This is a genomic window from Catenulispora sp. GAS73, assembly GCF_041262085.1.
GTDB lineage: Bacteria > Actinomycetota > Actinomycetes > Streptomycetales > Catenulisporaceae > Catenulispora.
This window is the reverse complement of the sequence record NZ_JBGCCM010000002.1, coordinates 64,140-88,239: the sequence shown is the minus strand read 5'-3', so window position 1 is coordinate 88,239 and position 24,100 is coordinate 64,140. Positions and strand designations below refer to the sequence as shown.

The 24,100-nt window shown below is 71.0% G+C and carries 24 protein-coding genes; 12 read left to right on the top strand and 12 right to left on the bottom strand.

Annotated features, from left to right (window positions below; genetic code table 11):
- Positions 1 to 18: 18 nt before the first annotated feature.
- Positions 19 to 1,041, top strand: coding sequence for an aldo/keto reductase (locus ABH935_RS02910; RefSeq protein ID WP_370376196.1), 1,023 nt, complete (start codon positions 19 to 21; stop codon positions 1,039 to 1,041).
- 91 nt (positions 1,042 to 1,132) lie between these two features.
- On the opposite strand, the gene ABH935_RS02905 is transcribed toward ABH935_RS02910, so the two are convergent.
- Positions 1,133 to 2,170 (bottom strand): PHB depolymerase family esterase, encoded by a 1,038-nt coding sequence (locus tag ABH935_RS02905; RefSeq protein WP_370376195.1) that lies wholly within the window; start codon positions 2,168 to 2,170, stop codon positions 1,133 to 1,135.
- Positions 2,171 to 2,294: 124 nt separating this feature from the next.
- Positions 2,295 to 2,999, bottom strand: a complete 705-nt coding sequence (gene dhaM / locus ABH935_RS02900) for a dihydroxyacetone kinase phosphoryl donor subunit DhaM (RefSeq protein ID WP_370376194.1) — start codon at positions 2,997 to 2,999, stop codon at positions 2,295 to 2,297.
- Positions 3,000 to 3,087: 88 nt separating this feature from the next.
- Between dhaM and ABH935_RS02895 the strand changes: the two genes are divergently transcribed.
- The 5 genes from ABH935_RS02895 to ABH935_RS02875 all read left to right on the top strand — a co-directional run bounded on the left by ABH935_RS02895 (position 3,088) and on the right by ABH935_RS02875 (position 8,507).
- Positions 3,088 to 3,861: an IclR family transcriptional regulator gene (locus tag ABH935_RS02895; protein ID WP_370376193.1), complete on the top strand. Its 774-nt coding sequence runs from the start codon at positions 3,088 to 3,090 to the stop codon at positions 3,859 to 3,861.
- A 222-nt stretch (positions 3,862 to 4,083) separates the two neighbouring features.
- Positions 4,084 to 5,082, top strand: a complete 999-nt coding sequence (gene dhaK / locus ABH935_RS02890) for a dihydroxyacetone kinase subunit DhaK (protein WP_370376192.1) — start codon at positions 4,084 to 4,086, stop codon at positions 5,080 to 5,082.
- A 33-nt stretch (positions 5,083 to 5,115) separates the two neighbouring features.
- Positions 5,116 to 5,739 (top strand): dihydroxyacetone kinase subunit DhaL, encoded by a 624-nt coding sequence (gene dhaL / locus ABH935_RS02885; protein WP_370376191.1) that lies wholly within the window; start codon positions 5,116 to 5,118, stop codon positions 5,737 to 5,739.
- The gene (locus ABH935_RS02880) at positions 5,736 to 7,418 is read left to right on the top strand and encodes a phosphoenolpyruvate--protein phosphotransferase (RefSeq protein ID WP_370376190.1); all 1,683 of its coding nucleotides are present in this window, start codon (positions 5,736 to 5,738) and stop codon (positions 7,416 to 7,418) included. Before dhaL ends, ABH935_RS02880 begins: the two co-directional genes overlap by 4 nt.
- A 99-nt stretch (positions 7,419 to 7,517) precedes the next feature.
- A complete protein-coding gene (locus ABH935_RS02875) occupies positions 7,518 to 8,507 on the top strand; it encodes an aldo/keto reductase (protein WP_370376189.1) in 990 nt (329 codons plus the stop codon).
- Between the two features lie 11 nt (positions 8,508 to 8,518).
- On the opposite strand, the gene ABH935_RS02870 is transcribed toward ABH935_RS02875, so the two are convergent.
- Positions 8,519 to 8,977, bottom strand: coding sequence for an SHOCT domain-containing protein (locus ABH935_RS02870; protein WP_370376188.1), 459 nt, complete (start codon positions 8,975 to 8,977; stop codon positions 8,519 to 8,521).
- Between the two features lie 33 nt (positions 8,978 to 9,010).
- Positions 9,011 to 10,063, bottom strand: a complete 1,053-nt coding sequence (locus tag ABH935_RS02865) for a Gfo/Idh/MocA family oxidoreductase (RefSeq protein WP_370376187.1) — start codon at positions 10,061 to 10,063, stop codon at positions 9,011 to 9,013.
- A gap of 58 nt (positions 10,064 to 10,121) precedes the next feature.
- Here ABH935_RS02865 and ABH935_RS02860 point away from each other — a divergent pair, with 58 nt between their 5' ends.
- Positions 10,122 to 11,288 carry an ROK family protein gene (locus ABH935_RS02860; RefSeq protein ID WP_370376186.1) on the top strand — a complete coding sequence of 389 codons (1,167 nt, stop codon included), beginning with the start codon at positions 10,122 to 10,124 and terminating at the stop codon, positions 11,286 to 11,288.
- A gap of 93 nt (positions 11,289 to 11,381) precedes the next feature.
- Here the strand turns inward: ABH935_RS02860 and ABH935_RS02855 are convergent, their stop codons facing one another.
- Genes ABH935_RS02855 through ABH935_RS02845 form a run of 3 tightly spaced genes read right to left on the bottom strand, consistent with a single transcriptional unit; the run spans position 11,382 to position 13,445 of the window.
- Positions 11,382 to 11,954, bottom strand: a complete 573-nt coding sequence (locus ABH935_RS02855) for a dihydrofolate reductase family protein (protein WP_370376185.1) — start codon at positions 11,952 to 11,954, stop codon at positions 11,382 to 11,384.
- Position 11,955: 1 nt separating this feature from the next.
- Positions 11,956 to 12,741, bottom strand: a complete 786-nt coding sequence (locus ABH935_RS02850) for an SRPBCC domain-containing protein (protein ID WP_370376184.1) — start codon at positions 12,739 to 12,741, stop codon at positions 11,956 to 11,958.
- Entirely contained in the window at positions 12,738 to 13,445 is a 708-nt protein-coding gene (locus ABH935_RS02845) for an ArsR/SmtB family transcription factor (RefSeq protein ID WP_370376183.1), read from the bottom strand. The genes ABH935_RS02850 and ABH935_RS02845 overlap by 4 nt, the downstream gene beginning before the upstream one ends.
- 79 nt (positions 13,446 to 13,524) lie before the next feature.
- Here ABH935_RS02845 and ABH935_RS02840 point away from each other — a divergent pair, with 79 nt between their 5' ends.
- The 4 genes from ABH935_RS02840 to ABH935_RS02825 all read left to right on the top strand — a co-directional run bounded on the left by ABH935_RS02840 (position 13,525) and on the right by ABH935_RS02825 (position 17,820).
- Positions 13,525 to 13,677, top strand: coding sequence for an alpha/beta fold hydrolase (locus ABH935_RS02840; protein ID WP_370376182.1), 153 nt, complete (start codon positions 13,525 to 13,527; stop codon positions 13,675 to 13,677).
- Between the two features lie 3 nt (positions 13,678 to 13,680).
- Positions 13,681 to 14,376, top strand: coding sequence for an alpha/beta fold hydrolase (locus ABH935_RS02835; protein ID WP_370376555.1), 696 nt, complete (start codon positions 13,681 to 13,683; stop codon positions 14,374 to 14,376).
- A 75-nt stretch (positions 14,377 to 14,451) separates the two neighbouring features.
- Positions 14,452 to 15,099 carry an ADP-ribosyltransferase gene (locus ABH935_RS02830; protein ID WP_370376181.1) on the top strand — a complete coding sequence of 216 codons (648 nt, stop codon included), beginning with the start codon at positions 14,452 to 14,454 and terminating at the stop codon, positions 15,097 to 15,099.
- Between the two features lie 81 nt (positions 15,100 to 15,180).
- A complete protein-coding gene (locus ABH935_RS02825; RefSeq protein WP_370376180.1) occupies positions 15,181 to 17,820 on the top strand; it encodes an AAA family ATPase in 2,640 nt (879 codons plus the stop codon).
- Positions 17,821 to 18,049: 229 nt separating this feature from the next.
- Here the strand turns inward: ABH935_RS02825 and ABH935_RS02820 are convergent, their stop codons facing one another.
- The 4 genes from ABH935_RS02820 to ABH935_RS02805 form a co-directional block, all read right to left on the bottom strand.
- Positions 18,050 to 19,498 carry a hypothetical protein gene (locus ABH935_RS02820; protein WP_370376179.1) on the bottom strand — a complete coding sequence of 483 codons (1,449 nt, stop codon included), beginning with the start codon at positions 19,496 to 19,498 and terminating at the stop codon, positions 18,050 to 18,052.
- A 106-nt stretch (positions 19,499 to 19,604) separates the two neighbouring features.
- On the bottom strand, positions 19,605 to 20,057 hold the full coding sequence (locus ABH935_RS02815) for a hypothetical protein (RefSeq protein WP_370376178.1): 453 nt from the start codon (positions 20,055 to 20,057) through the stop codon (positions 19,605 to 19,607).
- An 83-nt stretch (positions 20,058 to 20,140) separates the two neighbouring features.
- On the bottom strand, positions 20,141 to 20,782 hold the full coding sequence (locus tag ABH935_RS02810; protein ID WP_370376177.1) for an acetate uptake transporter: 642 nt from the start codon (positions 20,780 to 20,782) through the stop codon (positions 20,141 to 20,143).
- A 143-nt stretch (positions 20,783 to 20,925) separates the two neighbouring features.
- On the bottom strand, positions 20,926 to 21,087 hold the full coding sequence (locus ABH935_RS02805; protein WP_370376176.1) for a hypothetical protein: 162 nt from the start codon (positions 21,085 to 21,087) through the stop codon (positions 20,926 to 20,928).
- A 100-nt stretch (positions 21,088 to 21,187) separates the two neighbouring features.
- On the opposite strand from ABH935_RS02805, the gene ABH935_RS02800 reads away from it, so the two are divergent.
- Entirely contained in the window at positions 21,188 to 21,904 is a 717-nt protein-coding gene (locus tag ABH935_RS02800; RefSeq protein ID WP_370376175.1) for an SRPBCC family protein, read from the top strand.
- Positions 21,905 to 21,979: 75 nt separating this feature from the next.
- On the opposite strand, the gene ABH935_RS02795 is transcribed toward ABH935_RS02800, so the two are convergent.
- The gene (locus ABH935_RS02795; protein WP_370376174.1) at positions 21,980 to 24,073 is read right to left on the bottom strand and encodes a prolyl oligopeptidase family serine peptidase; all 2,094 of its coding nucleotides are present in this window, start codon (positions 24,071 to 24,073) and stop codon (positions 21,980 to 21,982) included.
- Positions 24,074 to 24,100: the final 27 nt, after the last annotated feature.

Below are 24,100 nucleotides of genomic sequence, written 5' to 3'. Positions count from 1 at the left end.
CGACCGTGACTGGTTAGCATGGCTGAGGGGTCAGTGAGCAGAGGAAGGACCTATCAGGTGGAAACGCGAGTCCTGGGCCGTACCGGCCGACAGGTCGGAGTCATCGGTCTCGGCGCCTGGCAGCTGGGCGCGGACTGGGGTGAGGTGGCCGAGGACGACGCGCTGGCCACGCTCGCCGCGGCGGTGGACGGCGGGGTGTCCTTCCTGGACACCGCCGACGTCTACGGCGACGGCCGCAGCGAGCAGCTGATCGGCACGTTCCTCAAAGCGCGGCCGGGCGAGGGCATCACGGTCGCCACGAAGATGGGGCGCCGGGTGCCGCAGGTGCCGGAGGCCTACACGCTGGACAACTTCCGCGCCTGGAACGACCGGTCCCGCAAGAACCTCGGCGTCGACACCCTCGACCTGGTGCAGCTGCACTGCCCGCCGACGGCCGTGTACTCCAGCGACGAGGTCTTCGACGCGCTGGACACGCTGGTCGCGGAGAAGCGGATCGCGGCGTACGGGGTGAGCGTCGAGACGCGCGCCGAGGCGCTGACGGCGATCGCGCGGCCCGGGGTGGCGAGCGTGCAGATCATCCTGAACATGCTGCGGCTGGGGCCGCTCGCGGACGTGCTGCCCGCCGCGCGGGAGGCCGGCGTGGGCATCATCGCCCGCGTGCCGCTGGCGAGTGGGCTGCTGTCCGGGAAGTACGATGAGCACACCACGTTCGCCGAGAACGACCACCGGAACTACAACCGGCACGGCGAGGCCTTCGACGTCGGCGAGACGTTCTCAGGGGTCGACTTCGCGACCGGGCTGGAGGCGGTGCGGCGGCTGGCGCCGCTGGTCCCGGCGGGGGTCGCGATGGCGCAGTTCGCTCTGCGGTGGATCGTGGACCAGCCGGGGGTGAGCGTGGTCATTCCGGGTGCCCGCAACCCGAAGCAGGCGGCCGGGAACGCTGCCGCGGCTGAGTTGGCGCCGTTGACGGAGACGCAGCTCGCGGCGGTGCAGGAGGTCTATGACGAGCTGATCGCTCCGCAGATCGGGCAGCGGTGGTGAGCTGAGCTGGGTTGCGCCGGCCTCGGCTGCGTTGAGCTGATAGTGATGTCGGTTGTGGCGACAGCTGTCGCCACAACCGACATTTCGTCTTTCACCCGCCGAGCGTGCTCACCATGTTCATGATGCTCTCGATCTGCGCGCCGCCGTGGATCGGGTAGTTGGTCGCCCCGAGGTAGCCCCACCAGTCCCAGCATCCGTAAGGGTTGGTCGCGCCGCTGGTGGCCTGCGGATAGAGGACGATCATGTTGTTCGTGTCGGCGTACTGGTCGAGGTTCGCGCGGTCGACGAACGCGGTGCCGACGGTGTCGTAGCCCTGTTCACAACCGTGCAGAGCGACCAGGAGGCGGCACGCGGAGCCGACTGCGCAGGACTTGGGAACGTAGGCGAATCCCGCTCCCGACATGTCCAAGGCGGCGGCCGAACCGCCGACGGCATAGGCGTTCTGGTCGAACCGGGTCAGGGTTCCGGTCAGCGGGCCGGTGTTCTCGGCGTGGACGGACCCGAGCAGGGCGGTCAGCAGATCGTGCTCGGGATCGGTGCCGCAGTTGTTGAGGTACGGCGCGGCGGTGGCTCCGCACGCTTCGGTGCCGTATGGCGTCACCCAAGCATGGCCGGCGCCGTTGCCGGTGACGGAGGTGACGTGCGCGCCGAAGTCGGACCAGAAGCGCGCGCCGTCTCTGCTCACGGACGCGGCGATAGCAGTGTCCTGCGAGCCGTGGTACACCCACACCGGCCGCCCGGAGAGGTTCTCGATCGGGTCGATCCATCCGTAGGCGGACCACAGCGAAGCGTCGGACTCCAGCGTGCCGAGGTAGTCCGGATAGGTGTTGGCCGCGCAGCCGTACAGCGCCTGAGCGGCGTTGTTCTGGGCGCAGTAGTAGGGCCCGGCACCGAAGACCGCGGTGCCGCGGACCCGGCTGGAGTAGGCCACCTGCAACTGCCCGGCCATGTAGCCGCCGGAGGAGATCCCGGCTACGTAGACCCCTGAGATCTGGTACCCGGCCAGGCCGCCGGCCGTGGGGCTCACGGTGTAGGGCCCGCTGGTCGCCGATGCCTCGGTGATCGGCACGGCCATCGCTGCGAACAGTGTCAGGGTCCATACCGCGGCCCAGCGCCGTGTGGCTCGCATCGCTGCAATCCCCTCTGCCTTACCTTGCCGATGTTTCGGGGAACGTAGCTGAGGCGGAGAGGGCCGGCCATGTGAGTGGACACCATAACGACGGTGGCCGGTGTGGGATGGGCTTATGTGTAGCTCACTCGACTTCGGCGAGGATCGCGGCGAGGGTCTTCACGGCTGAATCAGCGTCCTGTCCCTCGGCGTGCACGGTCACCGTGCCGCCGATCTTGGCACCGAGGCTCATCACGGCCAGCACGCCGGTGGGGTTGATCGACTTGCCGCCGTACTCGATGTGGATGGTGCTGGTGAACTTCGCAGCCTCCTGGGCCAGGCGGCCGGCGGGGCGGGCGTGCAGAGTCGCCGGCAACGTGACCACTGCCGACACACCTCGGGGATGGCCGGTCTCGGCGGGGTCCGAGGCCGGAGTCGCGGCTGCGTGCTCGAAGTCCTCCACCTTGACGATGCCCCGCGCCTGCCGCGCCGCCTCGGCGACGGCCGCCAGGTCCGCGCCGGCCGCGGCCGTCACGGCGGCGGCCACCGCGCCCTCCACGAACGGAGCGTCCACCAGCAGTACGTCGGCGCGCGGATGGTCCTCCAGCACGGCCAGCGTGGTGAGCACCGAGCTGCCCAGGTCCGGCAGCACGATCACGCCCGCGCCCCGGTCGGCCTCGGCGATCGCGGCCACGATCCGGTCGTAGCTGGTGCCGATTCCGCCGTCCTCGGTGCCGCCGGCCACCGCCACCGGCACCCGGTCCGAGCCGATCTGGGCCAGCAGGTCGCGCAGGCCCGACGCCAGTTGGGCACTGTGCGAAACGAGTACGATGCCGATGGACTGGTTCATGAACAGTGATGCTAAATCTCGGAACGCTGTTCAGCAATACTGAATTCACCTCCGAACGCAGGCGAGAACGAAGACGAGGGATCGACACATGGTGCAGTCGGTGCAGCGTGCGGTGCGCGTCCTGCGGGAGCTCGCCGCCGGTGGCCCGCGCCTGGGCGTGACCGAGCTGGCCGAGCGGGTCGGCGTCGCCAAGCCCACCGTGCACGCACTGCTGCGCACGCTTGAGGGCGAGGGCCTGGTGGTCCAGGACTCCGAGACCGGCCGCTACCAGCTCGGCCCCGGCCTGTTGCTGCTGGGCAACGCCTACCTGGACACGCAGGAGCTGCGGGCGCGTTCGCTGAGCTGGGCCGACACTCTCGCCACCCGAGCGGATGAGGCCGTGTGGGTGACGGTGCTGACCGGAGACCATGTCTTCGTCGTGCACCACGCGTTCCGGCCCGAAGGCGTCGTGCAGATCCTTGAGGTGGGTGCCAGCATCCCGTGGAGCACGTGCGCGCTGGGCAAGGCCACCGTCGCGTTCCTGCCGCCGGACCAGCGCAAGGCCCTGCTGGACGGCGAGCTGCCGGCGCTGACCGGCTCCAGCATCACCGATCCGGACGTGCTGTCCCGGCAGCTCGACGAGGTCGGGCGCACCGGCCACGCGCTGGAGAACCAGGAGTCGGCGCTCGGTGACGCCGGGATCGCCGCGCCGGTCTTCGACCGCAACGGTGTCGCCGGCGCGATCGGCATCATCGGCCCGGTCGAGCGGGTCCTGGACGACGGCGCGCGCCAGGACCACATCGTCGCCGTGCGCGAGATCGCGCGGCAGATCTCGCGGGAGCTCGGCGCCGGCCGGGGGAGCGCCCGCGTCGCGAGGCCCTGATGGGGCCGCACGGCGCCGCCTCCGGCCGCGCGCGATCTCTTGACACCGCCGATCCCTCGGGTTAGCTTCCGAACATCGTTCAGTGATGACGAACATGAGTCGGCCATGTGAATTTCCGCTCGCGACGAGATTCGGGTCTCCGCCAGAGCGGAATTACTCGCAGGTAGGCGCGCGGTCGCCCCTCCGCTTCGTCCGTCGCAGTGCCTCTAAAGGAGTCCCGGCATGAAGAAGCTGATCAACACTCCAGATTCCGTCCTCAGCGACGCGCTCGCCGGGATCGCGGCAGCCCATTCCGGACTGAAGGTCGACCCGCAGGCCCGCGTCATCACCCGCGCCGGCGGGCCCTCGGTCGGCCGGGTCGCTCTCATCTCCGGTGGCGGCTCAGGACACGAACCCCTGCACGGCGGCTTCGTCGGCACCGGCATGCTGCACGCCGCCTGCCCCGGGGAAGTGTTCACCTCGCCGGTCCCGGACCAGATGGTCGCGGCCGCCCAGGCCGTCGACGGCGGCGCCGGCGTGGTGTTCATCGTGAAGAACTACACCGGCGACGTACTGAACTTCGAGATGGCCGCGGACCTCGTCGGGGACGACGGCATCGAGGTGGCCACCGTCCTGGTCGACGACGACGTCGCGGTCAAGGACTCCACCTGGACCGCCGGCCGGCGCGGCACCGGTGCGACGGTGTTCGTCGAGAAGATCGCCGGGGCGCTCGCCGAGCAGGGCGCCGACCTGGCGCAGGTCGCCGAGGTGGGGCGGCGCGTGAACGCGGCCTCGCGCAGCTTCGCCGTCGCGCTGACCGCCTGCACCCCGCCGGCCGCCGGCAAGCCCGGCTTCGACCTGGCCGAGGACGAGATGGAGGTCGGCGTCGGGATCCACGGCGAGCCCGGCCGCAGCCGCGAGAAGCTGGAGCCGGCCTCGGCGATCGTCGCCAGGTGCCTCGACGCCATCTTCGCCGACCAGCCGCTGGCCGCCAGCGACGAGACCATCGTCATGGTCAACGGCCTCGGCGGCACGCCGCTGATCGAGCTGTACATCGCCTACGCCGAGGTCGCGAAGTACTTCGCCGAGCGCGGCGTGCGCATCGCGCGCAACCTGGTCGGCAACTACATCACCAGCCTGGAGATGGCGGGCGTTTCGGTGACGGTGTGCAAGGCCGACGAGCAGATGCTTGCCTTGTGGGACGCGCCCGTGAACACCCCGGCGCTGCGCTGGGGCGCCTGAGCGCCCTAGATGGACCAACGAAGGAGTCGACCGGTGGACATCCATCAGACCCGGACCTGGGTCCAGGCCATAGCCGCGGCGATGGACCAGAACAGAGACCACCTGACACAGCTGGACTCGGCCATCGGCGACGCCGACCACGGCGTGAACATGCAGCGCGGCTTCACCGCCGTCGGCGCCGCCCTGGACGGCTTCCAGGCGGCCGGCGTCGGTGAAGTGCTCGTCAAGACGGGGACCACGCTGATCTCCAGCGTCGGCGGCGCCGCCGGACCGCTCTACGGGACGTTCTTCCGTGCCACCGGCAAGCAGCTGTCCGGGCCGACCGCCGACGCCGAGCAGTTGGCCGCGGCGTTCGACGCCGGGCTCGCCGGCGTGCAGAAGCTCGGCGCCGCGGTGCCCGGCGACAAGACCATGGTCGACGCCCTGGTGCCGGCGCTGGCCGCGTTCGGCGAGTCGGCGCGCGCCGGGGAGAGCGAGGCCGTCGCGGCGGAGAAGGCCGCGGTAGCCGCCGAGACCGGCGCGCAGGACACCACGCCCTTGCAAGCCCGCAAGGGCCGCGCGTCGTATCTCGGCGCCCGCAGCATCGGACACCAGGATCCCGGCGCGACCTCCACCGCGCTCGTCTTCCGGGCCCTGGCGGAGGTGCTGAAGTCGTGAGCCGGGCGACGTTCGTCGGACAGTCGGCTTCCTCCGGCACGGCTCTGGGTCTGCTGCACCATACGGAGCTGCCGCCTGCCGTCGTTTCGGCGCCGCGCCGTCCGGGCCAGGACCCTGTCGCAGAGGTCACCGACGCGTTCGACGCCGTCGCCGAGCAGCTGGCCGAACTCTCGCAGACGCTGCGGGACTCCGGGCAGACCGACCTGGCCGACATCGTCGAAGTCAACGGCTATATCGCGCAGGACCAGGAGTTGCGCGGCGCGGCTTTGCAACATGCGCGGACCGAGCAGTCTCCTTCGCAGGCCGTCGTCCTTGCCGTCGACGAGTACGCCGCGCTGCTCGCCGCCCTGGACGATCCGACGCTGGCCGAACGTGCCGCCGACGTGCGCCAGGTCGGCCGCCGCGTCCTGGCGCACCTGGCCGGCGTCACGTCCGCCGCGCCCGACGGCCCGGTGGTGCTGGTCGCGCAGGAGATCGGCGCCGCGGACCTGCTGGAGCACGGCGACCTGGTCGCCGCCGCCTCCGTCGTCGGCGGCCCCAACTCCCACGCCTCGATCATCGCGCGCTCGCTGGGGATCCCGCTGATCCTCGGTGTCAGTCCGGCGGTGCTGGACCATCCCGACGGCGCCGAGGTACTCATCGACGCGGATCGCTCGACGATCACTGTGGATCCCGATCCGGCGGAGCGACAGGCGGCCGTCGTGGTGATCGACGCGGCACGCCGGCGGCGCGAGATCCTGGCCGCCGAGCGCGACCTCCCGTCTCAGACCCTTGACGGGCATCCGGTCGCGCTGCGGGCCAATGTCGCCAGCTCCGTCGAGGCCAAGGCGGCGAACGCCGCCAACGCGGACGGCGTGGGCCTGCTGCGCACGGAGATGCCGTTCCTGGACGCGCAGAAGTGGCCGACAGAGGATCAGCATGCTGCCGTCCTGGCGCCGATCCTGGGCAAGCTGGCCGGACAACCGGTGACCGTGCGCACGCTGGACTTCGCCGACGACAAGTTCCCGCCGTTCCTCGCCGACCAGGCCGTCGACGGACACCTGGGCCGCGGTCTGCCGCACATGCTCGCCGACCCGCTGGCTTTCACGCATCAGTTCCGGGCGATCCTCAGGACCGGAGCGGCTTGCGATCTGCGCATCATGATTCCGATGGTGGCCACGGTCGAGGAGCTGGCGGCGTGTGCACAGATCCTCGCTGCGGTCGCCGCGGATGTCGGGGCGGCGCCGCCGCCGATCGGTGCCATGATCGAGCTGCCCGGGGCCGTCGATATCGCCGACGCGCTGGCTGAGCAGGCGGCGTTCTTCTCCATCGGAAGCAACGATCTGACCAGTCAGATCCTGCGGCTGGACCGGCGTGACCCGGCGGTGTCCCCGGTTCTGGCGGCTCACCCCAAGGTGCTGCAGGCCATCGCGCGCACCGTCCAGGCCGCGCATCGGCGGCGTTTGAAGGTCTCTGTGTGCGGCGATGCCGGGGCCCATCCGCTCGTCATCCCGTTGTTGATCGGTCTCGGCGTCGACGTGCTGTCTGTTGCTCCTGCCGCGCTGGACGAGACGCGGGTGCGCATCCGCCGTCTTGATGCCAGGGTGTGCGCCGACGTCGCTGCCGAGGCGCTGGCCTGCGAGACGCTGGAGAGCGTGCAGGGCATTGTGCGCCGGCGTTGCTGGCCGGCCATGCCCTGAAGCCGGGCCCGGGCCCTGAAGCTGGAACGATCGAGCAGCGGCACCGTGCGACACGGAGCACCATCGAGCACCATCGAGCAGTACACGGGAGGATTTTTCATGGCGTCGAAGCACCCTGATCCCGACCTCGCCCCGACCGCGGCCTTCGGGCTCGGTCTGGCGGCGGTGGGACGCCCGGGGTACATCAACCTGGGCCGCGGCGAGGACCTGCCCGCCGACCGCACGGTCGAGGCGATGCGTTCCCGCGCGCACGAGGTGCTGGACGCGGCCTACGCGGCCGGGATCCGCTACTTCGACGCCGCTCGTTCCTACGGCCGGGCCGAGGAGTTCCTCGCCGAATGGCTGCGTCTGCACCCTGATATCGACGATGTCTCCATCGGCAGCAAGTGGGGCTACACCTACACCGCCGACTGGCGGGTGGACGCGCCGGTGCACGAAGTGAAGGACCACAGCATCGCGGTGTTCACCCGGCAGATCGGCGAGACGCGGGCCCTGCTGGGGGACCGGCTGAACTTGTATCAGATCCACTCGCTCACGCCGGAGAGCCCGGCCCTGACCGATCAGGGCCTGCATCGCAGGCTGGCCGCGTTGGCGGCTCAGGGCGTGCGGATCGGCGTGTCGACAAGCGGGCCGCAGCAGGCGGACGCCATTCGCGCGGCGATGGGGATCACGGTCGGCGGCAGTCGGCTCTTCGAGTCCGTCCAGGCCACCTACAACCTGCTGGAGACGTCGGCCGGTCCGGCTCTGGCCGAGGCCCACGAGGCGGGCTGGACCGTCATCATCAAGGAGGCGCTGGCGAACGGCCGTCTCACCGATGCTCACCTGGCCGAGCAGGACCAGGACGACTCGGTGGCGTCCGAGATCGCGGCGAAGGTCGGCGTCGGCGTCGATGCGGTGGCGCTGGCCGCGGTCGCTGCCGAGCCGTGGGCCGACATCGTGTTGTCGGGTGCTGCGACCGTGGCGCAGTTGGAGAGCAACGTGGCTGCGGCGCAGGTTCGGCTGGAGGCCGACCAGCGTGAGCAGTTGGCCACGTTGGCCATGCCCGCGCAGGAGTACTGGGCGCAGCGGTCCCGGATGGCGTGGACGTAGGCGCGATCAGGTCACCAGGGCTGCGGCACGTCGTCCTCCGGCGTGCTGGTGCCGAGGAGCTTCGCCTTGGCGATGCCGAACTCCTCGGCGGTCAGCATGCCTTGCGTGTGCAGGGCGGCCAGCTTCTGGAGCTGTTCTACGAGCCCTGATGCTTCAGGTGTCGCGATGGCCGTGACCAGGAGATCTCGGAACGCCGCCGCGTCCTGCTTCGTGCATCCGTTGACCGTGAACGGGTCCTTGCCCTTGCGGGGCGTCCCGCCGCCGGCGACCACCACGGTCACCGCGGCGAGGACCATCCCGTTCTTCACGTTCACACCCGCGACCGCCCCGAGGGGGATCTGGGCTTCGCCTCGGCCCGCGTTCGAGAGCCAGGTGTGCGTGATGGTCACGTTCCGGCCGTCGAAGGTGATCGTGCCGTCCGTGCCCTCGATACGGGTCGCGCCCGGCGGCAGCGGATCCTTCTTACCCATGATGTTCCCCCTCCACCTGTGGTGTTGGGGACGTTACAGGGTCTTGCCCTCCTCAGCCGAGCGCCGGGCCAGTTCCAGGACTTCGAGCGCGGCCAGCGAGTCGCGGGGGTTGACCGGCGCCGGTGCGCCCTCGCGTAGCGCTGAGACGACGCCGGCGTAGAAGGCCGGGTAGTCGCCGGGCAGCGACGGGTACCGGTGTGCCTCCTCGGTCGTGCCGAGCAGGCCCCACTCGTCCTCGGCCGGTTCGCCCCAGCCGGGGCCGGGGCGCTCGCCGGCGCGCAGTGCCGCCTCCTGGGGGTCCAGGCCCTGGACGGTATAAGCGCTCTGATCTCCGAGGATGCGCAGGCGCGGGCCGGGTTGGGCGCACACGGCGCTCATCCACAGGTGCGAGTGGACGCCGTTTTCGTGGGTCAGGGCGATGAAGGCGTCGTCGTCGACGGCCGCGCCGGGGCGGCGGGTGTCGACTTCGGCGTAGACGTGGGCGGCCGGGCCGAACAGGTGTAGCGCCTGGTCGACCAGGTGGCTGCCGAGGTCGTTGAGGACGCCGCCGGCCTTGGCCGGGTCCGCGGACTCGCGCCAGCCGGTCGCGACCTGCGGGCGCCAGCGCTCGAAACGCGACTCGTAGCGGTGGACGTTGCCCAGCTTGCCGTCGGCGATCAGGTGCTTCGCGGTGCGGAAGTCGCTGTCCCAGCGCCGGTTCTGGAAGACGGTCAGCATCAGGCCGCGCGCCTCGGCGAGCTCGATCAGGGCGCGGGCTTCGGCGGCGGTGGGAGCCAGGGGCTTGTCGACGACGACCGGCAGGCCGGCTTCCAGCGCGGCGCGGGCGGAGGGGCTGTGCGTGTCGTTGGGGGAAGCGACGACGACCAGGTCGAGCTTCGAAGGATCGGCGAGGAGTTCGTCGACACTGGCGACAGCCTGCGCCTCCGGGTGGTCGCGGCTCAGCTGCTCGCGCCGTTCGGGGTTGGCGGTCACCACGTTCTGCAGTGTCAGGCCGGGCGTGGTGGCGATGAGGGGGGCGTGGAAGGCGCGCCCGGCCAGGCCGTAGCCGATCAGGCCGACGCGCAGGGGAGTCTCGGCAGCGCTCATGGGGTGAGTTAAGCAACACTGTTGGCAAAGTGCAAAACGGGGTCGCACAATGGGACGCATGGACAGACGGCAGGCCGGGACCAACCTCGCGGGGTTGCGCGATCACAACACCGCGCTGGTGCTGCGCCTGCTGCGTGCTGCCGCTGCCGCTACCGCTACCGGGGAGGGCGACGAGAGTGGGGATGCGGCAGGGAGCGGGCTCGGGACCGGCAGCAGCCGCGTACAGCTCGCCGCCGAGACCGGGCTCACGCCGCAGGCGATCAGCAAGATCACCGCTCGGCTGCTGGACGAGGGCCTGATCGTGGAGACCGGACGCGCCGAGTCCACCGGCGGCAAACCGCGCACGTTGCTGGCCGTACGTCCCGAGGCCGCGTACACCGTCGGCGTCGAATTGGACCGCCGGCACAGCACGATCCTGCTGATGGACCTGGCCGGGCAGCGGCGACGACGGGAGTCCCTGATGTTCGGCCTGGCGAGCGGGACACCCGAGCGGGTGGCCGCCGGGCTCGCCGAGCGGGTGCAGGACCTCGTTCGCACGGCTCCCGGCGGAGGAAGGGTTCTCGGCGTCGGGATCGGCTGTCGCGGGCCGCTGGACTACGAAACCGGGGTGCTGCACCGTCCTGCCGGATTGCCCGGCTGGGACGGGTATCCGTTGTGCGATGTCATCACCGGGTTGCTGGATCTGCCGACGGCGGCGTCGCCGACGGTGCTGCTCGACAAGGACACCAACACCGCCGCGTTGGCTGCTCCCGCGCCTGGGCCCGGCAACACCGCGTACCTGCATCTTGCCGACGGTCTCGGCGCCGGATTGCAGTTGAACGGCGCCATCTATCGCGGGACGCGGACCAATGCCGGGGAGTTCGGCCATCAGGTCATCCAGCCCGATGGTCCGGTCTGCACCTGCGGTTCTCGCGGTTGTCTGGAGGCGTTGTGCCTGGCCGCGCTCGCCGCCGACGATCCGGGCACCGCCGCACGCTGGCTCGGTCTCGGCGCGGCGAATCTCGTCCGGTTGCTCGACATCGACCGGATTCTCCTTGGCGGGCACCAGATCTTCGCCGCACCGGAGGTCTACCTGAGTGCCGTCGCCGAGCAGATCGCCGAACACCTGCCCGATCCCGCGTGGCAGGAGGTGCGGGTGTCGCTGACTCCCGCCGGGGCCGACGCGGTCGCGGTCGGGGCCGCGCGACTCGCGCTGGACACCGCGCTGGATGCGCCGGTGAGCTGATCAGCCCCCTGTCGCTGTGACAGGGGGCTGATGTGGGCGAGGCCGTGGTGCTGAAGGGACGCGACGCCGGCGTGCGCGCCGCGGTCGGCGGCGTCAGCGGACGACCTCGAAGATGTTCTTCTGGATGCCGTTGCTGTAGACCTCGCTGTCGACCAGCTTCAGCTTCTGGGCGTTCTTGTCGGTGCTGCTGAACAGGCGCTGGCCGGCGCCGAGCAGCAACGGGAACACCAGCAGGTTGTACTGGTCGATCAGGCCGGCGTCGGACAGGGCGTGGTTGAGCTCGACGCTGCCGTGGACGATGATCGGGCCGCCCTCGGTCTGCTTCAGCGCGGCGACCTCGTCGAGCGAGCGCAGGATCGTGGTCGGGCCCCAGTCGTCGACCAGGTCGTCCTCGGTCAGCGTGGTCGAGACGACGTACTTCGGCAGGTCCTTGTAGTGCCCGAACTCCTTCATGCCCGGCCACACCGGACTGAAGAGCTCGTAGCTGTTCCGGCCCAAGAGGATCGCGGTGGACTCCATCTGCTCGGAGCCCTTGATCGCGTAGGCCTCGGGGACGAAGTCGACCTGCTTGAAGGTCCAGCCGGCGTTCCGGTAGTCGCTCTGGCCGCCGGGGTCCTCCACGACGCCGTCGAGAGAGATGAAGGCTGTGCTGATCAGGGTACGCATGTCAGGCTCCTTGGGTGGTGTCTTGGATCGTGTCTGGAACGGGGTTCTGGATGGTGTCGGACAGCCACTGCTGCCAGGATTTCTCGGCCTCGGCCGGGTCGGCGGCCGGCGCGAACAGGTGGTGGAACATCAGGGCCACGCCTGAGCCGTGGTGGAACGTGTAGAGCGCGTCGGTGCTGCGGAGGGCGAAGCGCTCGCTGTCGGCCCAGACGACTTCGCCGTCGAGGACCGGTAGGCCGTCCGGTCCGCCTCGGGCCCGGGCTCCGGTGGCGATCGGGGCGGTCAGCGAGAGCGCGTCGGCGAGCTGCGCCCGGACCTGCTCGGGCGTGCGGCCGGCGGCCGGTGCCATGGCGAAGACCGGGACTGCGGTGCGGCCGGGGAAGTGCGCCAGGTACTCGTGCAGGGTGTGGAGGTGGAAGGGCCAGCCGCGGCGCAGGGCGTCGTACTCGTCCTGCCAGTCGTCGCCGAGCAGGCCGCTGTGCACGACGCGCAGCACGGTGCTGCCGCCTTCCCGGCCCTCGATCAGGTACTCGAAGGCCATGAACCGGCCGTCGGCGCCGGGGGAGGTGCGCAGGGCCAGGCGCTTGCCGGGGTCGTAGGCGGTGACCAGGGACTCCTCGCGGTGGCCGCCGGTGTCCATCGAGGCGGTGCCGCCCTCGCGGGCCTCGATCTCGTTGCGGCCCATGAACCAGGAGTCGACTCCCGGTCCGGTGGCGATCGCCTCCCAGACCTGCTCGGGGGTGGCCGGCAGGGTGGTTTCGAGGGCGATCTCGAAGGGGTGGGTCATCGCGGATCCTCCTGTCCTGCTTCGGGTCCTGCTTCAGGGTCGGGCAGTTGTGTGGTCTCGGCAGCCGGCTGTGGTCCGTGCGGGGTGGCCTCGGGGCTGTCCTGGCTGCCCGGGCCGTCGGGCCGGGCCGTGGGGATCGGGTGCAGTCCGACGACCAGGCGGTGGTCCCGGCCGCGCGCGGCGTGCTCGTCGTGGTAGCGGCTGACCAGCGTGGTCACGGCCTGCGTCAGCTCCTCGGCGAACGCCGCGCGGTCGGCCGCGGAGGCGAAGCGCACCTGCGCGTCCACCGCGAACGTGGCGACCGGCTTCCCGGCCCGCGCCGACCCGGTGAGCAGCGTGCCGACCTCCTGGATCAGGCGCGAGCCCAACGCCAGCAGCCAGCGCGCGGACAGCCGGTCCGGCGCCCGGTCGGGATCCGGACTCACGGCGGCCATCGTCACGGGGGAGATCACGTACGAGGCCGCGGTGGCGCCGTACACGCGCTCGGCGACGTTGCCCTTGCGCCGCTCCTCGACGAGCTCGACCAGACCGTGCCGCTCAAGCTCTTTCAGGTGGTAGTTGACCTTCTGCCGGGGCAGCCCCAGCCGGCCCGCCAGCATGGCGGCCGAACCCGGCTCGGCCAGCGCGGCCAGGATCCGGGACCGGATCGGGTCCAGGGAGGCCTCGGCTGCGGCGGGTTCCTCGATAACGGCTACGTCGAGCATGAGTCCAGCATCCAACCGACGATAATTTTTGTCAAGACAAGAAAAGTTGTCGGTAAAGTTCGGGCGGTACCGTGGCGCCATGCCCTTCACGATGAGCAACGGCGTCCGGCTGGCTTATGACGAAGCGGGTACCGGCCCGGCTGTGGTGCTGACGCACGGGGGCCTGGGCGATCGCCGTATGTGGGAGCACCAGTTCCGGGCGCTGGCCGAGCGTTGTCGCGTCGTCCGCTAGGACCTGCGCGGGCTCGGCGAGTCGGACGACGCGCGGGGCGAATTCGCACGCTGCGACGACCTGCTCGGCCTGCTGGACGCGCTCGGCATCGAGCAGGCCGTGCTCGTCGGCAACTCCATCGGGGGCGCGCACTCGATCGAGGCCGCGGTGGCGGCGCCGGGGTGCGTGCGCGGGCTGGCGCTGATCTGCTCGGGGCTCACCGAGTACGACTGGCCGGCGGAGATGACCGCCGAGGTCGGGGACCTCATCGCGCAAGCCGTCCCGGCCGAGCGCATGGCGCGGTACTGGGAGCGGACGGCCGACTACGTGGACCCCGCAGACGTCGCGGCGGTCGCCGAGGTGAACGTGCAGTACATGGTCGCCGGGCCGAAGCGCGGTCTGGAGGACCTGGCTCCGGAGGTTCGGTCGCTGGCGTTGGAGATGTGCCGCCGCAACTTCCTGCGCGATTGGAGCGTCCCGCAGTACCAGGAACGCTTTCTGCAGCCGCCGATCATCGACCGGCTGCGCGACATCGCGGTGCCGACGCTGATCGTCAACGGCATTCACGATCCCTCGGCCATCCAGGAGATCGCCGACTTGATGATGGTGCGGATTCCCGACGCCGAGCGCGTCGATCTCGACGCGGGGCACCTGCCTCCGATCGAGCGGCCCGAGGAGACGACGCGGGCGCTGCTGGAGTTCGTCGCGCGGCTTTCGTAGACAGGGCTTCGCGCGACACACCACGGTCGGGTGACGTTCCCGGGGCCCGGGCCGGCGAGCCGGTATTCATGGCTCATGATCAACAACCGTGTAAGGTCCCTGTTAGGCGTCGCCGCTCTGGCGTTGTCGCTCACCGTTGTCCCGCAGGTGGCAGGCCCGGCGCGGGCCGCCGCGTCGACGGCCGCCGCGTCGACGGCCGCCGAGCCGGCAGTGGCGGTCAGCTGTCCCGTCCCCGCGGACCACCTCTACGACGCCGCAGAGCGCACCGTGCAACTGGAGCGGATCGCCCCGGTGCCGTCCTGGCGCTCCAACTGCGACGAGCTCTACCGCTCCGACGGCCGCGGGCCCGACGTCGTCTTCGCCGAAGGCTTCCGCCCCAAGGACGTCGTCACCGGTCAGTACGACCTGGCCTCGTACGTGGCGAACAACCAGCCCTCGCCGTTCGTCAGCACCTCCTACGACCACGATCTCTACAAGAAGTGGAAGTCGGGCTGGAACTACTACCTCGACGCCCCCGGCGGCATCGACGTGAACGCCACGATCGGCTACCAGCACAAGTACGCCTCGCAGATGGAGGTCGCCTTCCCCGGCGGCGTCGACACCAAGTTCATCGTCGGCGTCTGCCCGGTCGACAGGGCCACCAAGTCCGAGATCCTCACCGCGTGCGAGCGCAATCCGAACTATGTGCCCTGGCGCGGGGTTGCGGCGTACTTCCCCGTATAGGACCCGCCTTGCCACCCCGGCTCCGACAACGCATCATCGGTAGGCCCAGATGCAGATCCACGTCGTGTGCCGGGAGGCCGGATGAGCGTGTCCGACACGGCCGTGCCGTGGCCGCTGGTCGGGCGTGAGCTGGAGCTGGCCTCCTTCGACGCGGTGTGGGCCGCGCGGCGCTGTCAGGGCGTGGTGGTCCACGGGCCGGCCGGGATCGGGAAGTCCCGGCTGGCGCGGGAGTGCCTGCCGCGGGCGGTGCGGGCCGGATTCGAGGCCGGGCAGGCCACCGCCTCGGCGCCGGCGGCCGCGGTGCCTCTCGGGGCCATCGCGCATCTGATCCCGCCGGGGCTGGATCTGGTGGATCCGGTGCGGGGTTTCGCGGCGGTGGCCCGGGCGTTGTCGGGGCCGGGCGGTCGGCGCCGGTGGGTGCTGCTCGTCGACGATCTGCAGTGGCTCGACGCGGCCTCGGCCGTGTTGCTGCGGCAGCTGATGGACGCCGGGGTCGTGCGGCTGATCGGCACGGTGCGCAGCGGCGAGCCGGTCGGCGACGCGGTCGGGGCGCTGTGTGGCGGCGACGCCGTCCACCGGATCGATCTGGAGCCGTTCGACGTCCGGGCCACCGAGCAGGCGCTGCAAGCCGCGCTCGGCGGCCCGGTGGTGCGGCGTACCGTCGAGGACCTGCACGAGGCCTCCGGCGGCAACGTCCTCTTCCTCCGGGAGTTGGTGCTCGGCGCGCTCGCCGTCGGGACTCTCGCGTATGACGGCGAGATCTGGGAGCAGAACGGCCGATTCGCCGCCGGCACGCGCCGCTTGTCGGAGATGATCGACGCCCGGCTGTCCGCCGCCCCGGACCGCGCACGGCCCGCGCTGGAGCTGTTGGCGCTCTGCGAACCGGTGCCGGTGGCCGACGTCCTCGCGACTACTGATCTCGACACGCTGACCGCGTTGGAGGAATCCGGGCTGGTGCGCGTCGTCACCTGTCGTCGCCGGACGACCGTCGTGCTCGCGCATCCCTTATACGGCGAGGCGCTGCGGCGGCGCATCCCGTCGCTCCGCCGCACCAAACTGCTCCTGGACCAGGTCGGCCGCACCACGGCCGCCGGTGCGCGGCGTGCCGACGACACCCGGCGGATGGCCGCCTGGCAGCTGGCCGCCACCGGCACCGCCGACCCGGCGCTGCTCGTCGAGGCCGCGGCGCTGGCCCGCTACGCCCACGACTACGCGCAGGCGAAAACCCTCCTGGAATCGCTGCACGAGAAAGACCAGACCACTGCGACGCGGCTGGCGCTCGGCGAGGCGCTGTTCGAACTCGGCGCCCCGGTCGGCGCCGAAGCCGTGCTGGCGGCGGCCTACGCCGGGGCGCGCGGGGACCAGGAGAAGCTGTCCGTCGCGGTGGTCCGCTCCTGGAACCTCTTCTGGGGCGCGGGACGGACGCCGGAGGCGCTCGCGCTGATCGCCGACGCCGTCGGGGGCATGGCCGGGGCGGAGGGTCGCAGAATGCTGCGGTACCACGCGGCGTCGATCCGGATCTCCGACGGCGACCCCTCGGCGCTCGCGCTGCTGGACGACATGGGCGACGAGGCCGGGGACGCCGCCGACCCGACCGGCTGGCTGACGGCGGCCATGATGAAGTCGATGGCGCTGACGATGCGCGGGCGCGCTATGGACGGCGTCGTATGGGCCGAGCAGGCCTACCGGGCCCATCTCGCCATCGCCGATCGGGCGCTGTATCCGCACCCTGCGGCGCAGCTCATCTCGCTGTCCGTGGTGCTGCGGGACGTCGGGCGGTTCACCGAGGCGCGGGCGAACGGGGAGCGGGCTCATTCCGAGCTCGCGACGTCGGCCACGCAGCTGACGCGGACGTGGATCGCCTTCAGCCGAGGGCAGGTCGAGCTCAGCTGCGGACATCCGGCGAGCGCGCGGCGCTGGTTCGCCGAGACGGTGCGGCGGGCGCGGTCGCAGGGCCAGATCAGGCCTCTGAATCCGGGCCTCAACGGGCTGGCGATCGCGGCGGCGCAGCGGGGCGACGTCGCCGCGGCTGAGCAGGCTGCCGAACGTGCGCGGCAGTATCCGCCGTTCGGCCTCTATGCGGAGTTCGGTGCCTTGGCACAGGCCTGGCTGCGGATCGCGCGTGGCGATCTGGGCGCTGCGCGTGCGGTGCTGGACGAGGCGGCGGAGCGGTCGCGGGCCGCCGGGAACATCAGCATGGAGGTCTGGCTGCTGACGGACCTGGTCCGGATCGGCGGCGCGTCGGCGGCCCTCGGGCGGTTGGCCGAGATGGCCGAGACGGCGCAGGGGGATTTGGTGCCGGCGGTTCTGGATCTGGCGCGGGGGCTCGCGGAGGACGATCCGGAGCGGTTGTTGGCCGTGGCGGAAACGATGGCTGGTATGGGGGCTGATTTGTACGCGGCCGAGGCGGCGAGTGCGGCGGCTGCGGCGTTCCGCCGGGTCGGGCGGCCGCGGCGGGCTCCGGTGGCGGCGCGGTTGGCGGTGGAGTCGGCGGCGTTGTGCGAGGGGGCGCGGACGCCGTTGTCGGCGGCGGAGGCGGCGGCGCCTTTGACTGCGCGGCAGCGGGACATCGCGGTGCTGGCTGCGGCGGGGGTGGCGAGTAAGGACATTGCGGCGCGGTTGCAGCTGTCGGTGCGGACTGTGGAGAACCATCTGCAGAACGCGTATTCGCGGCTGGGCGTGACGACTCGGGCCGAGTTGGCTGACGCGCTCGGGGCGTAGGCGTGTAGCGCTTGTTGGTGAGTGGCGGCTGCCCGGTTGAGTACCGATTACTCAAGCGCGGTGATCAGGGCGGTGGTCGAGTGGATCCGTCTGGCGCTCCGACGGGGCGGAAGGAGGTGACCACTGTGGCCACGAAGAAGGACATCGTCTGGAACTGACGACGCGTGTGGCGTTCGTCTTCGCTGGGCCGCGGTGCTTTTCGGCGCCGCGGCCCAGCTTTTTCGTGTGCTCAGTAGCCCGGCCGCTGGGGATATTGCTGGTGGGGCGGCTGCTGGCCCTGCTGCTGGACGGCGAGGATCGCGGCGACCTGCTGGGCCTGCTTCGTCGGCATCATGGTCGCGACCATCGAGCCGTCGGTGAAGTGGAGTTCGGCGCGCGGGGTGCGGCCGTGGAGCGCGGCGTCCTTGGTGCCCTCGGTGCGCACGCCCGCGATGGCGGTGCGCGGCACGGCGTGGACCAGGCGCATCGAGGAGCCGCCGGCGCGCCCGGCGCGGAAGATGAGGTAGCGCCGGTCGGTGAGGACACCCCAGGAACCGGGGCCGTAGTCCTCGCGGGTGGCGCGCGAGTAGCGGATGAACCAGCCGGCCGTGCTGTCCCAGCCACCGAGGAAGACGGGGCCGGCCAGCTTGCGGTTGAGGGCCTCGGTGCCCTTCTCAGCGAGGCGCTCGTTCATCGCGTCGAGGGGATTGAGGGCCCACTTCAGACCCTTGTTGATCTTCTTGTCGGCGCGGTTGACGCTGCCGAGCACCCGATGCTGGCCCTCGATGGCGATCATCAGCTCGCGCGGAGTCTCGGGGATGGTGTCATCGAGCTTGAGGATGAAGCCGTAGTAGACGGTCTCACCCGGTTCGAGGAACGGCGTCGCGCCCTCGACGAGCCGGTCGCGCGGCGCGACCAGGTTCGGCGGGGGCGGGAAGCTGGCCGCCGGGGCTTGGGGCTGCGGGATGTAGGCGGGCGGGGGAGCGGCCGGTGGGGCTTGGTAGGGCGCCGGCTGCTGCTGCCAGGCCGGATTCGGGGCGGCGGAGGGTGCTTGCGGTGCAGGCTGCTGCCAGGCATTCGCCGCGGCGGGAGGCGCGGGGTACTGCGGCGCGGGCGCGGCGGGACCCGCCGGATATTGGGGCGCGGCGGGCTGCTGCTGCCAGGGGTTGGGCGCGGGCTGCTGGGGCGCGGGCGCCTCGGGGAGCGCGGCGGCGGGCTGCTGCCAGGCCGGGCTCGGGGCGGGGGGAGGCGCCGGATATTGCGGCGCGGCGGGCTGCTGCTGCCAGGGGTTCGGTGCGGCTTGCGGCGCGGGATGTGGGGGCGCGGGCGCCTCGGGATGTCCGGCGGCGGGTTGCTGCCAGGGGTTCTGCGCGGCTGGCGGTGCCGGATATTGCGGCGCGGCGGCCGGTTGCTGCCAGGGATTCGGCGCGGCTTGCGGCGCGGGTTGGTGGGGCGCGGGCGTCTCGGGGTGCCCGGCGGCGGGTTGCTGCCAGGGGTTCGGTGCGGCCGGCGGTGCCGGATATTGCGGTGCGGGCGGCGCCGGCGGATAAGGCTGCTGGTTCCCTGGCGGCGCCTGGTACCCCGGCTGCTGGTTCCCGGCCTGGTACTGGTTCACCGGGTGCGCGGGATACGGCGGCGCGTCGTTGGGCGGCTGCCACTGCGGTGCGGGCTGGCCGTACTGCGGCTCGGGTTGGTTCATGCGTCCCCCCATGGCTACGGATACCGGTGGCCGGCTCGTGCCCGCGCGAGTGTCGGCCTGCTGTCGGTGTTGTGTGCCAAGGGTAGAGCGCGTCGCGGGGGACCGGTCACTCGCTCTGACCGAATGCCCTGATCTCCTCGATTTGCTCCCGCGTCAGCTGCGTCGGGGTCTCGCCTCGTGCCAGCTTCGCGGCGTGCACCCGGCGCCGGATGCCGTTGAGGATCTCGGGGTTGGCCAGCGCCGTGGTGTCGCCGACGTCTGTGAAGTTGGAGATCGCCGCCAGGACGCAGCGTGCGATCTTGCCTGAGCGATTCATCGGCAGGGCAGAAACGATCCACACGTTCTTCGGCATGGCGACGCGGTAGATCTCGCGCTCGATCGCGCGGTCATCGCTCCCGGGACTCAGCACCACGTACACCTCGGCCGAACGCCCGCGCGTTTCGTCGTGCACCGGCACCGCCGCAGCCTCCGCGACCCCCGCCACTGCCAGCGCCGCCGACTCCAGCTCCTCGGGGGAGGCTGCCCCTGTCGCAGTGTCCTTCTTCGTCCACGCGCGCACGCGTACCCGCGCACGCGGTGCGGGACGGACCGCCCCCGCGGCCCGTCCCGGTGTCCGCAATCCGCGCCCGGCGGCCCGACCGCTCATCGCGGCCAGGTCGGCAGCACCGTCTTGCCGTGCGTGGCGTTCACCACCGCGGCGGACGACGCGTACCAGGCGACCGCCGCCGTGACGATGCCGAACCACCCGCCGACCTTGGTCATCGAGTCCGGTGCCGGGTCGTTCATGAACGCGCCGATCGCCAGGAACAGGAAGGTCAGGGTCAGCAGCACGAACACGCCCAGCACCGCGAGGTTCGTCTTCAGCGCCGCGAGGGTCATGTACGCGGTGAAGATGCACCACGCCAGCAGGTACAGCCCGATCGCCTGGTGGATGTCGCCGGCGTTGGCGGGCGTCAGCTTGACCAGCGCCCAGTAACTGAGCCAGAACGCGCCGAAGGAGGCGAACGCGGTCGCACCGAAGGTGTTGCCGCGCTTGAACTCCCACATACCGGCCAGGAGCTGTGCGGTACCGCCGTAGAACAGCGCCAGCGCCAGGACGACGTTGACCGCCCCGCTCTCCTTGATGATGTTCGCGTTCACGAAACTGAGCACGAACGTGGTCATGGCGAAGCCGGCGAGTCCGAGAGGGGCCGGATCGGCGACGCTGAAACCGGAGGACGCCGTTGGTGCCGGGGTCGGTGGTGTCGGTGGCACCGTCCGGCCAGTGGAGGTCGTCTCGCTCATTTCGCGACTCCTTCCCGCGGAGGAAAGGGCAGACATTTCCGCTCAGACCAGGATAGAACGGTTGCCAACGAAAGAGTAGAGCGAAGCGCGGCGGCAGGGGCTGGAGAGGCTGGTCTGGCACTGAGCCGACCCGTGGGTGACGGCTACGCGCTGACGCGCTGCTCGACGATCCACGCCCGAGTGGCCGAGCGGTCCAGGAAACGTGCCTCGTCCTCGGCGACGCCGGAGCCTTCGGCGAGGACGAGCGCGAGCCAGGTCCGTAGTAGTCCGGCGTCGGAGCTTGGCGAATGGTTAGACCCTGTCACTCTTCCTATTGACTCTCACGGTCATAGCGTTATAGCTTCTAACTACAGCGACATCAGCTAACTGACGTGCTGAAGCAGCCGCCGATCAAGGAGTCACGCCATGACCGCCGCCGACACCACTTCCAACGCCACTTCCAGCGCCACTGCCGACAACGCCCGCACCCGCCGCCGTCCCACCCGCCTGCGCACCGCACTGCTCGCCCTCCCGCTGGCCGCCACCGCACTGCTCGGCGGCCTGGCGGCGCCCGCCCAAGCCGCCACAGCTCAAGCCGCCACAGCCCAGACGGCCACCGCGCAGCGCCCGCTGACCTGCCAGGGCCAGGGCATCGACCCGAGCGCGCAGCTGCACTACCAGACCCAGATCTTCATCAAGGCGCCGCTGAGCACCGTCTGGCGCGTGCACACCGACGTCGCGGCGTGGCCGCAGTGGCAGCGCGCGGTGAGCGGCATGAAGCCCCTGACACCGGGCCCGCTGCACCCGGGATCGCAGTTCCGCTGGACCACGCCGGCCCCGGCCACCGCCTCCACGCCGGCCACCACCCTGGTCGTCACTTCCACGGTGCAGAACGTCCGGCCGGGCCAGTGCATCCGCTGGATGGGCCCGGCGATCGGCGACGGACTGCGCATCGACCGCGGCACGCATGTCTGGAACTTCATCAAGGTCCCCGGCGGCGTGATCGTCCGCACCGAGGAGAGCTGGACCGGCGCACAGATCGAGGCCGACCCGGCCACCGCGATCCGCTACCTGGCGCCGGGCCTGGACGAGTGGCTGGCCGACCTCAAGGCGCGCGCCGAGGCCCAGAGCTGCGAGCACTGAACGCCGGACGCCACGGAAACCGGGTCGGCCCGCGTCGCACAGACGCGGGCCGACTCAGGATTCTTCAGCGCGTGCCTACAGCAACTCGGGCTGCTCCCACGCATCGCCCAGCACATGCTCGGCCAGGAACGCCCGCACCGCCTCGTACCAGAGCTTTGATTCCTGCGGCCGCATGATCCAGTGGTTCTCGTCGGGGAAATACAGCAGCTTCGCCTCCTTGCCCCGCCGCTGCAGGTCCTGCCACTGCCACAGCGCGTTCGCCACCGGCACGCGGTAGTCGTTGTTGCCGTGGGTGATCAGTATCGGAGTGCTGACATTGTCCGCGTACAGATGCGGCGACCAGCGCAGGCTGTGCTCCGGCCGCAGCATGACGTCGCCGTACGCCTGCCGGAAGATCCACGGGACGTCGGAAACCGTGCGCAGCTGCGCGTTCCAGACGCCGGCGTGCGAGATCAGGGCTTTGAAACGGTCGGTCTGTGTCGCGATCCAGTTGGTCAGATAACCGCCGAACGAGGCGCCCATGGCCGCCGTGCGCGTGCCGTCGATGTCCGGCCGCTCCAGGACCGCGTCGGTGGCGGCCATGATGTCGTGGAACGGGTTTCCGCTGCCCTCGCCCTTGCCGCGGTTGATGAAGGCCTGGCCGTAGCCGGTGGACAGCGAGTAGTCCGGCAGCAGGACGGCGTAGCCGCGCTGCACCATCACCCACGGGTTGGCCCGCCAGCTCCACGAGTTGCTGCTCATCAGCGGGCCGCCGTGGATCCACACGATCAGCGGCGACGGGCCGTCGGCGTGATCCGGCAGGACCAGGCGGGAGTGGATGACGGTGCCGTCCTCGGCGGTCGCCGTCACCTCTTCGACCCGACCCGGCAGCTGCACGGTGTCCCCGGGTGCCGACAGCGGGAACGGTTCCTGGTCCACGGCGGACGTGTCCAGGCGGACCGGACGCGGGGTGGCGTCGGTGGCGCTGCGCATCGCGAACAGGGTGCGGCCGTCGGGGGTGACGCGCAGGCTGCTGTACGCGGCGCGGTCGCCGGTGAGCCGGGTGACCTCGCCGGTCGCCACGTCCACCTTGAACACCGGCGAGCGGCCCAGCTGGTCGGCGGTGAAGTAGAGGGCTGATGAGTCCGGCGCCCACAGCAGGCCCTGCGGCCACAGGTCCAGGTCCTCGGCGAGCGGCTCGCCGGTGCCGACGGTGCTCTCGGCGCCCTCGACGCCTGCGCTGCTCTCGGCGCCTTCGGTCAGCGACTGAAGGTAGATGGTGGGCTTGCCGGTCGCCTCGAAGGTGTCGGCCGGGGTGCGCAGGTACGCGACGATCGTGTCGTCGGGGGAGATGGCCGGGTTGCTGTGTTCGTGCCCTGCGTTGCCGGCGAACAGTGTCGTCGTCGAGGTGGCGACGTCGAGCAGCCGGAGTTCGGCGACGTGCTCGCTGGCCGGGAGCGTCGTCACGATGCCGTAGACGATCTTCGATCCGTCGGTGGTCACCGCGAACGAGTCCACGACCGGGCCGAGGTCCCCGCTCACGTCGCGGAGCTCCACCCGTCCGTCCGGGCCGGGGGCGTCGGCGACGAACAACCGGGTGCCGGCCGGGCCCAGTTGCGAATCCCACTCCCGGATCCGCGCCGAGGTGTGCAGGATCGCGGTGACGTTCGCGTCCTTGCGGGCCTTACGGCGGGCCGCGTCGTCGGCGAGGTCCTTCGCCTCCGGCATGACCCGCGCCGTGAGCACGATGCGGCCGGTCTCCCGCGCGATCGCGACGCCGCCGATCCCGGCCGGCGGTGCGGCCAGCAGCCGGGCCTCGCCGCCGCGCGCCGGCAGCAGCCACAGGCCTTGGCCCTCGCCGGAGTCGTCGCCGTCCTTCGCGTCCGGGTCGGCGCGCTTGGCGGCGAACAGGAGCGAGCCGTCGGGGAGGAAGGCCGGGGACGACTCGCCGGCCGCCGAGCGCGTGAGGCGGAACGGGGCGCCGCCGTCGCGGTCGACCTCCCAGATCGAGGAGACGTACTTCTTGCCGTCCGGGGACAGGTTCTGCACACCGACCACGAGCCGGCTGCCGTCCGGGGCCAGCGCCAGGCCGCTGACCCGGGGGATCTCGATGAACTTCGCGAGGTTTTCGAAGGGGTTCTCGTCGTCGGCCCTCTGCGTGGCTTCGGGTTCCGTGGTGTGCTCAGTCATTCCCGTCACAGTAGTTCTGTAAGGGGG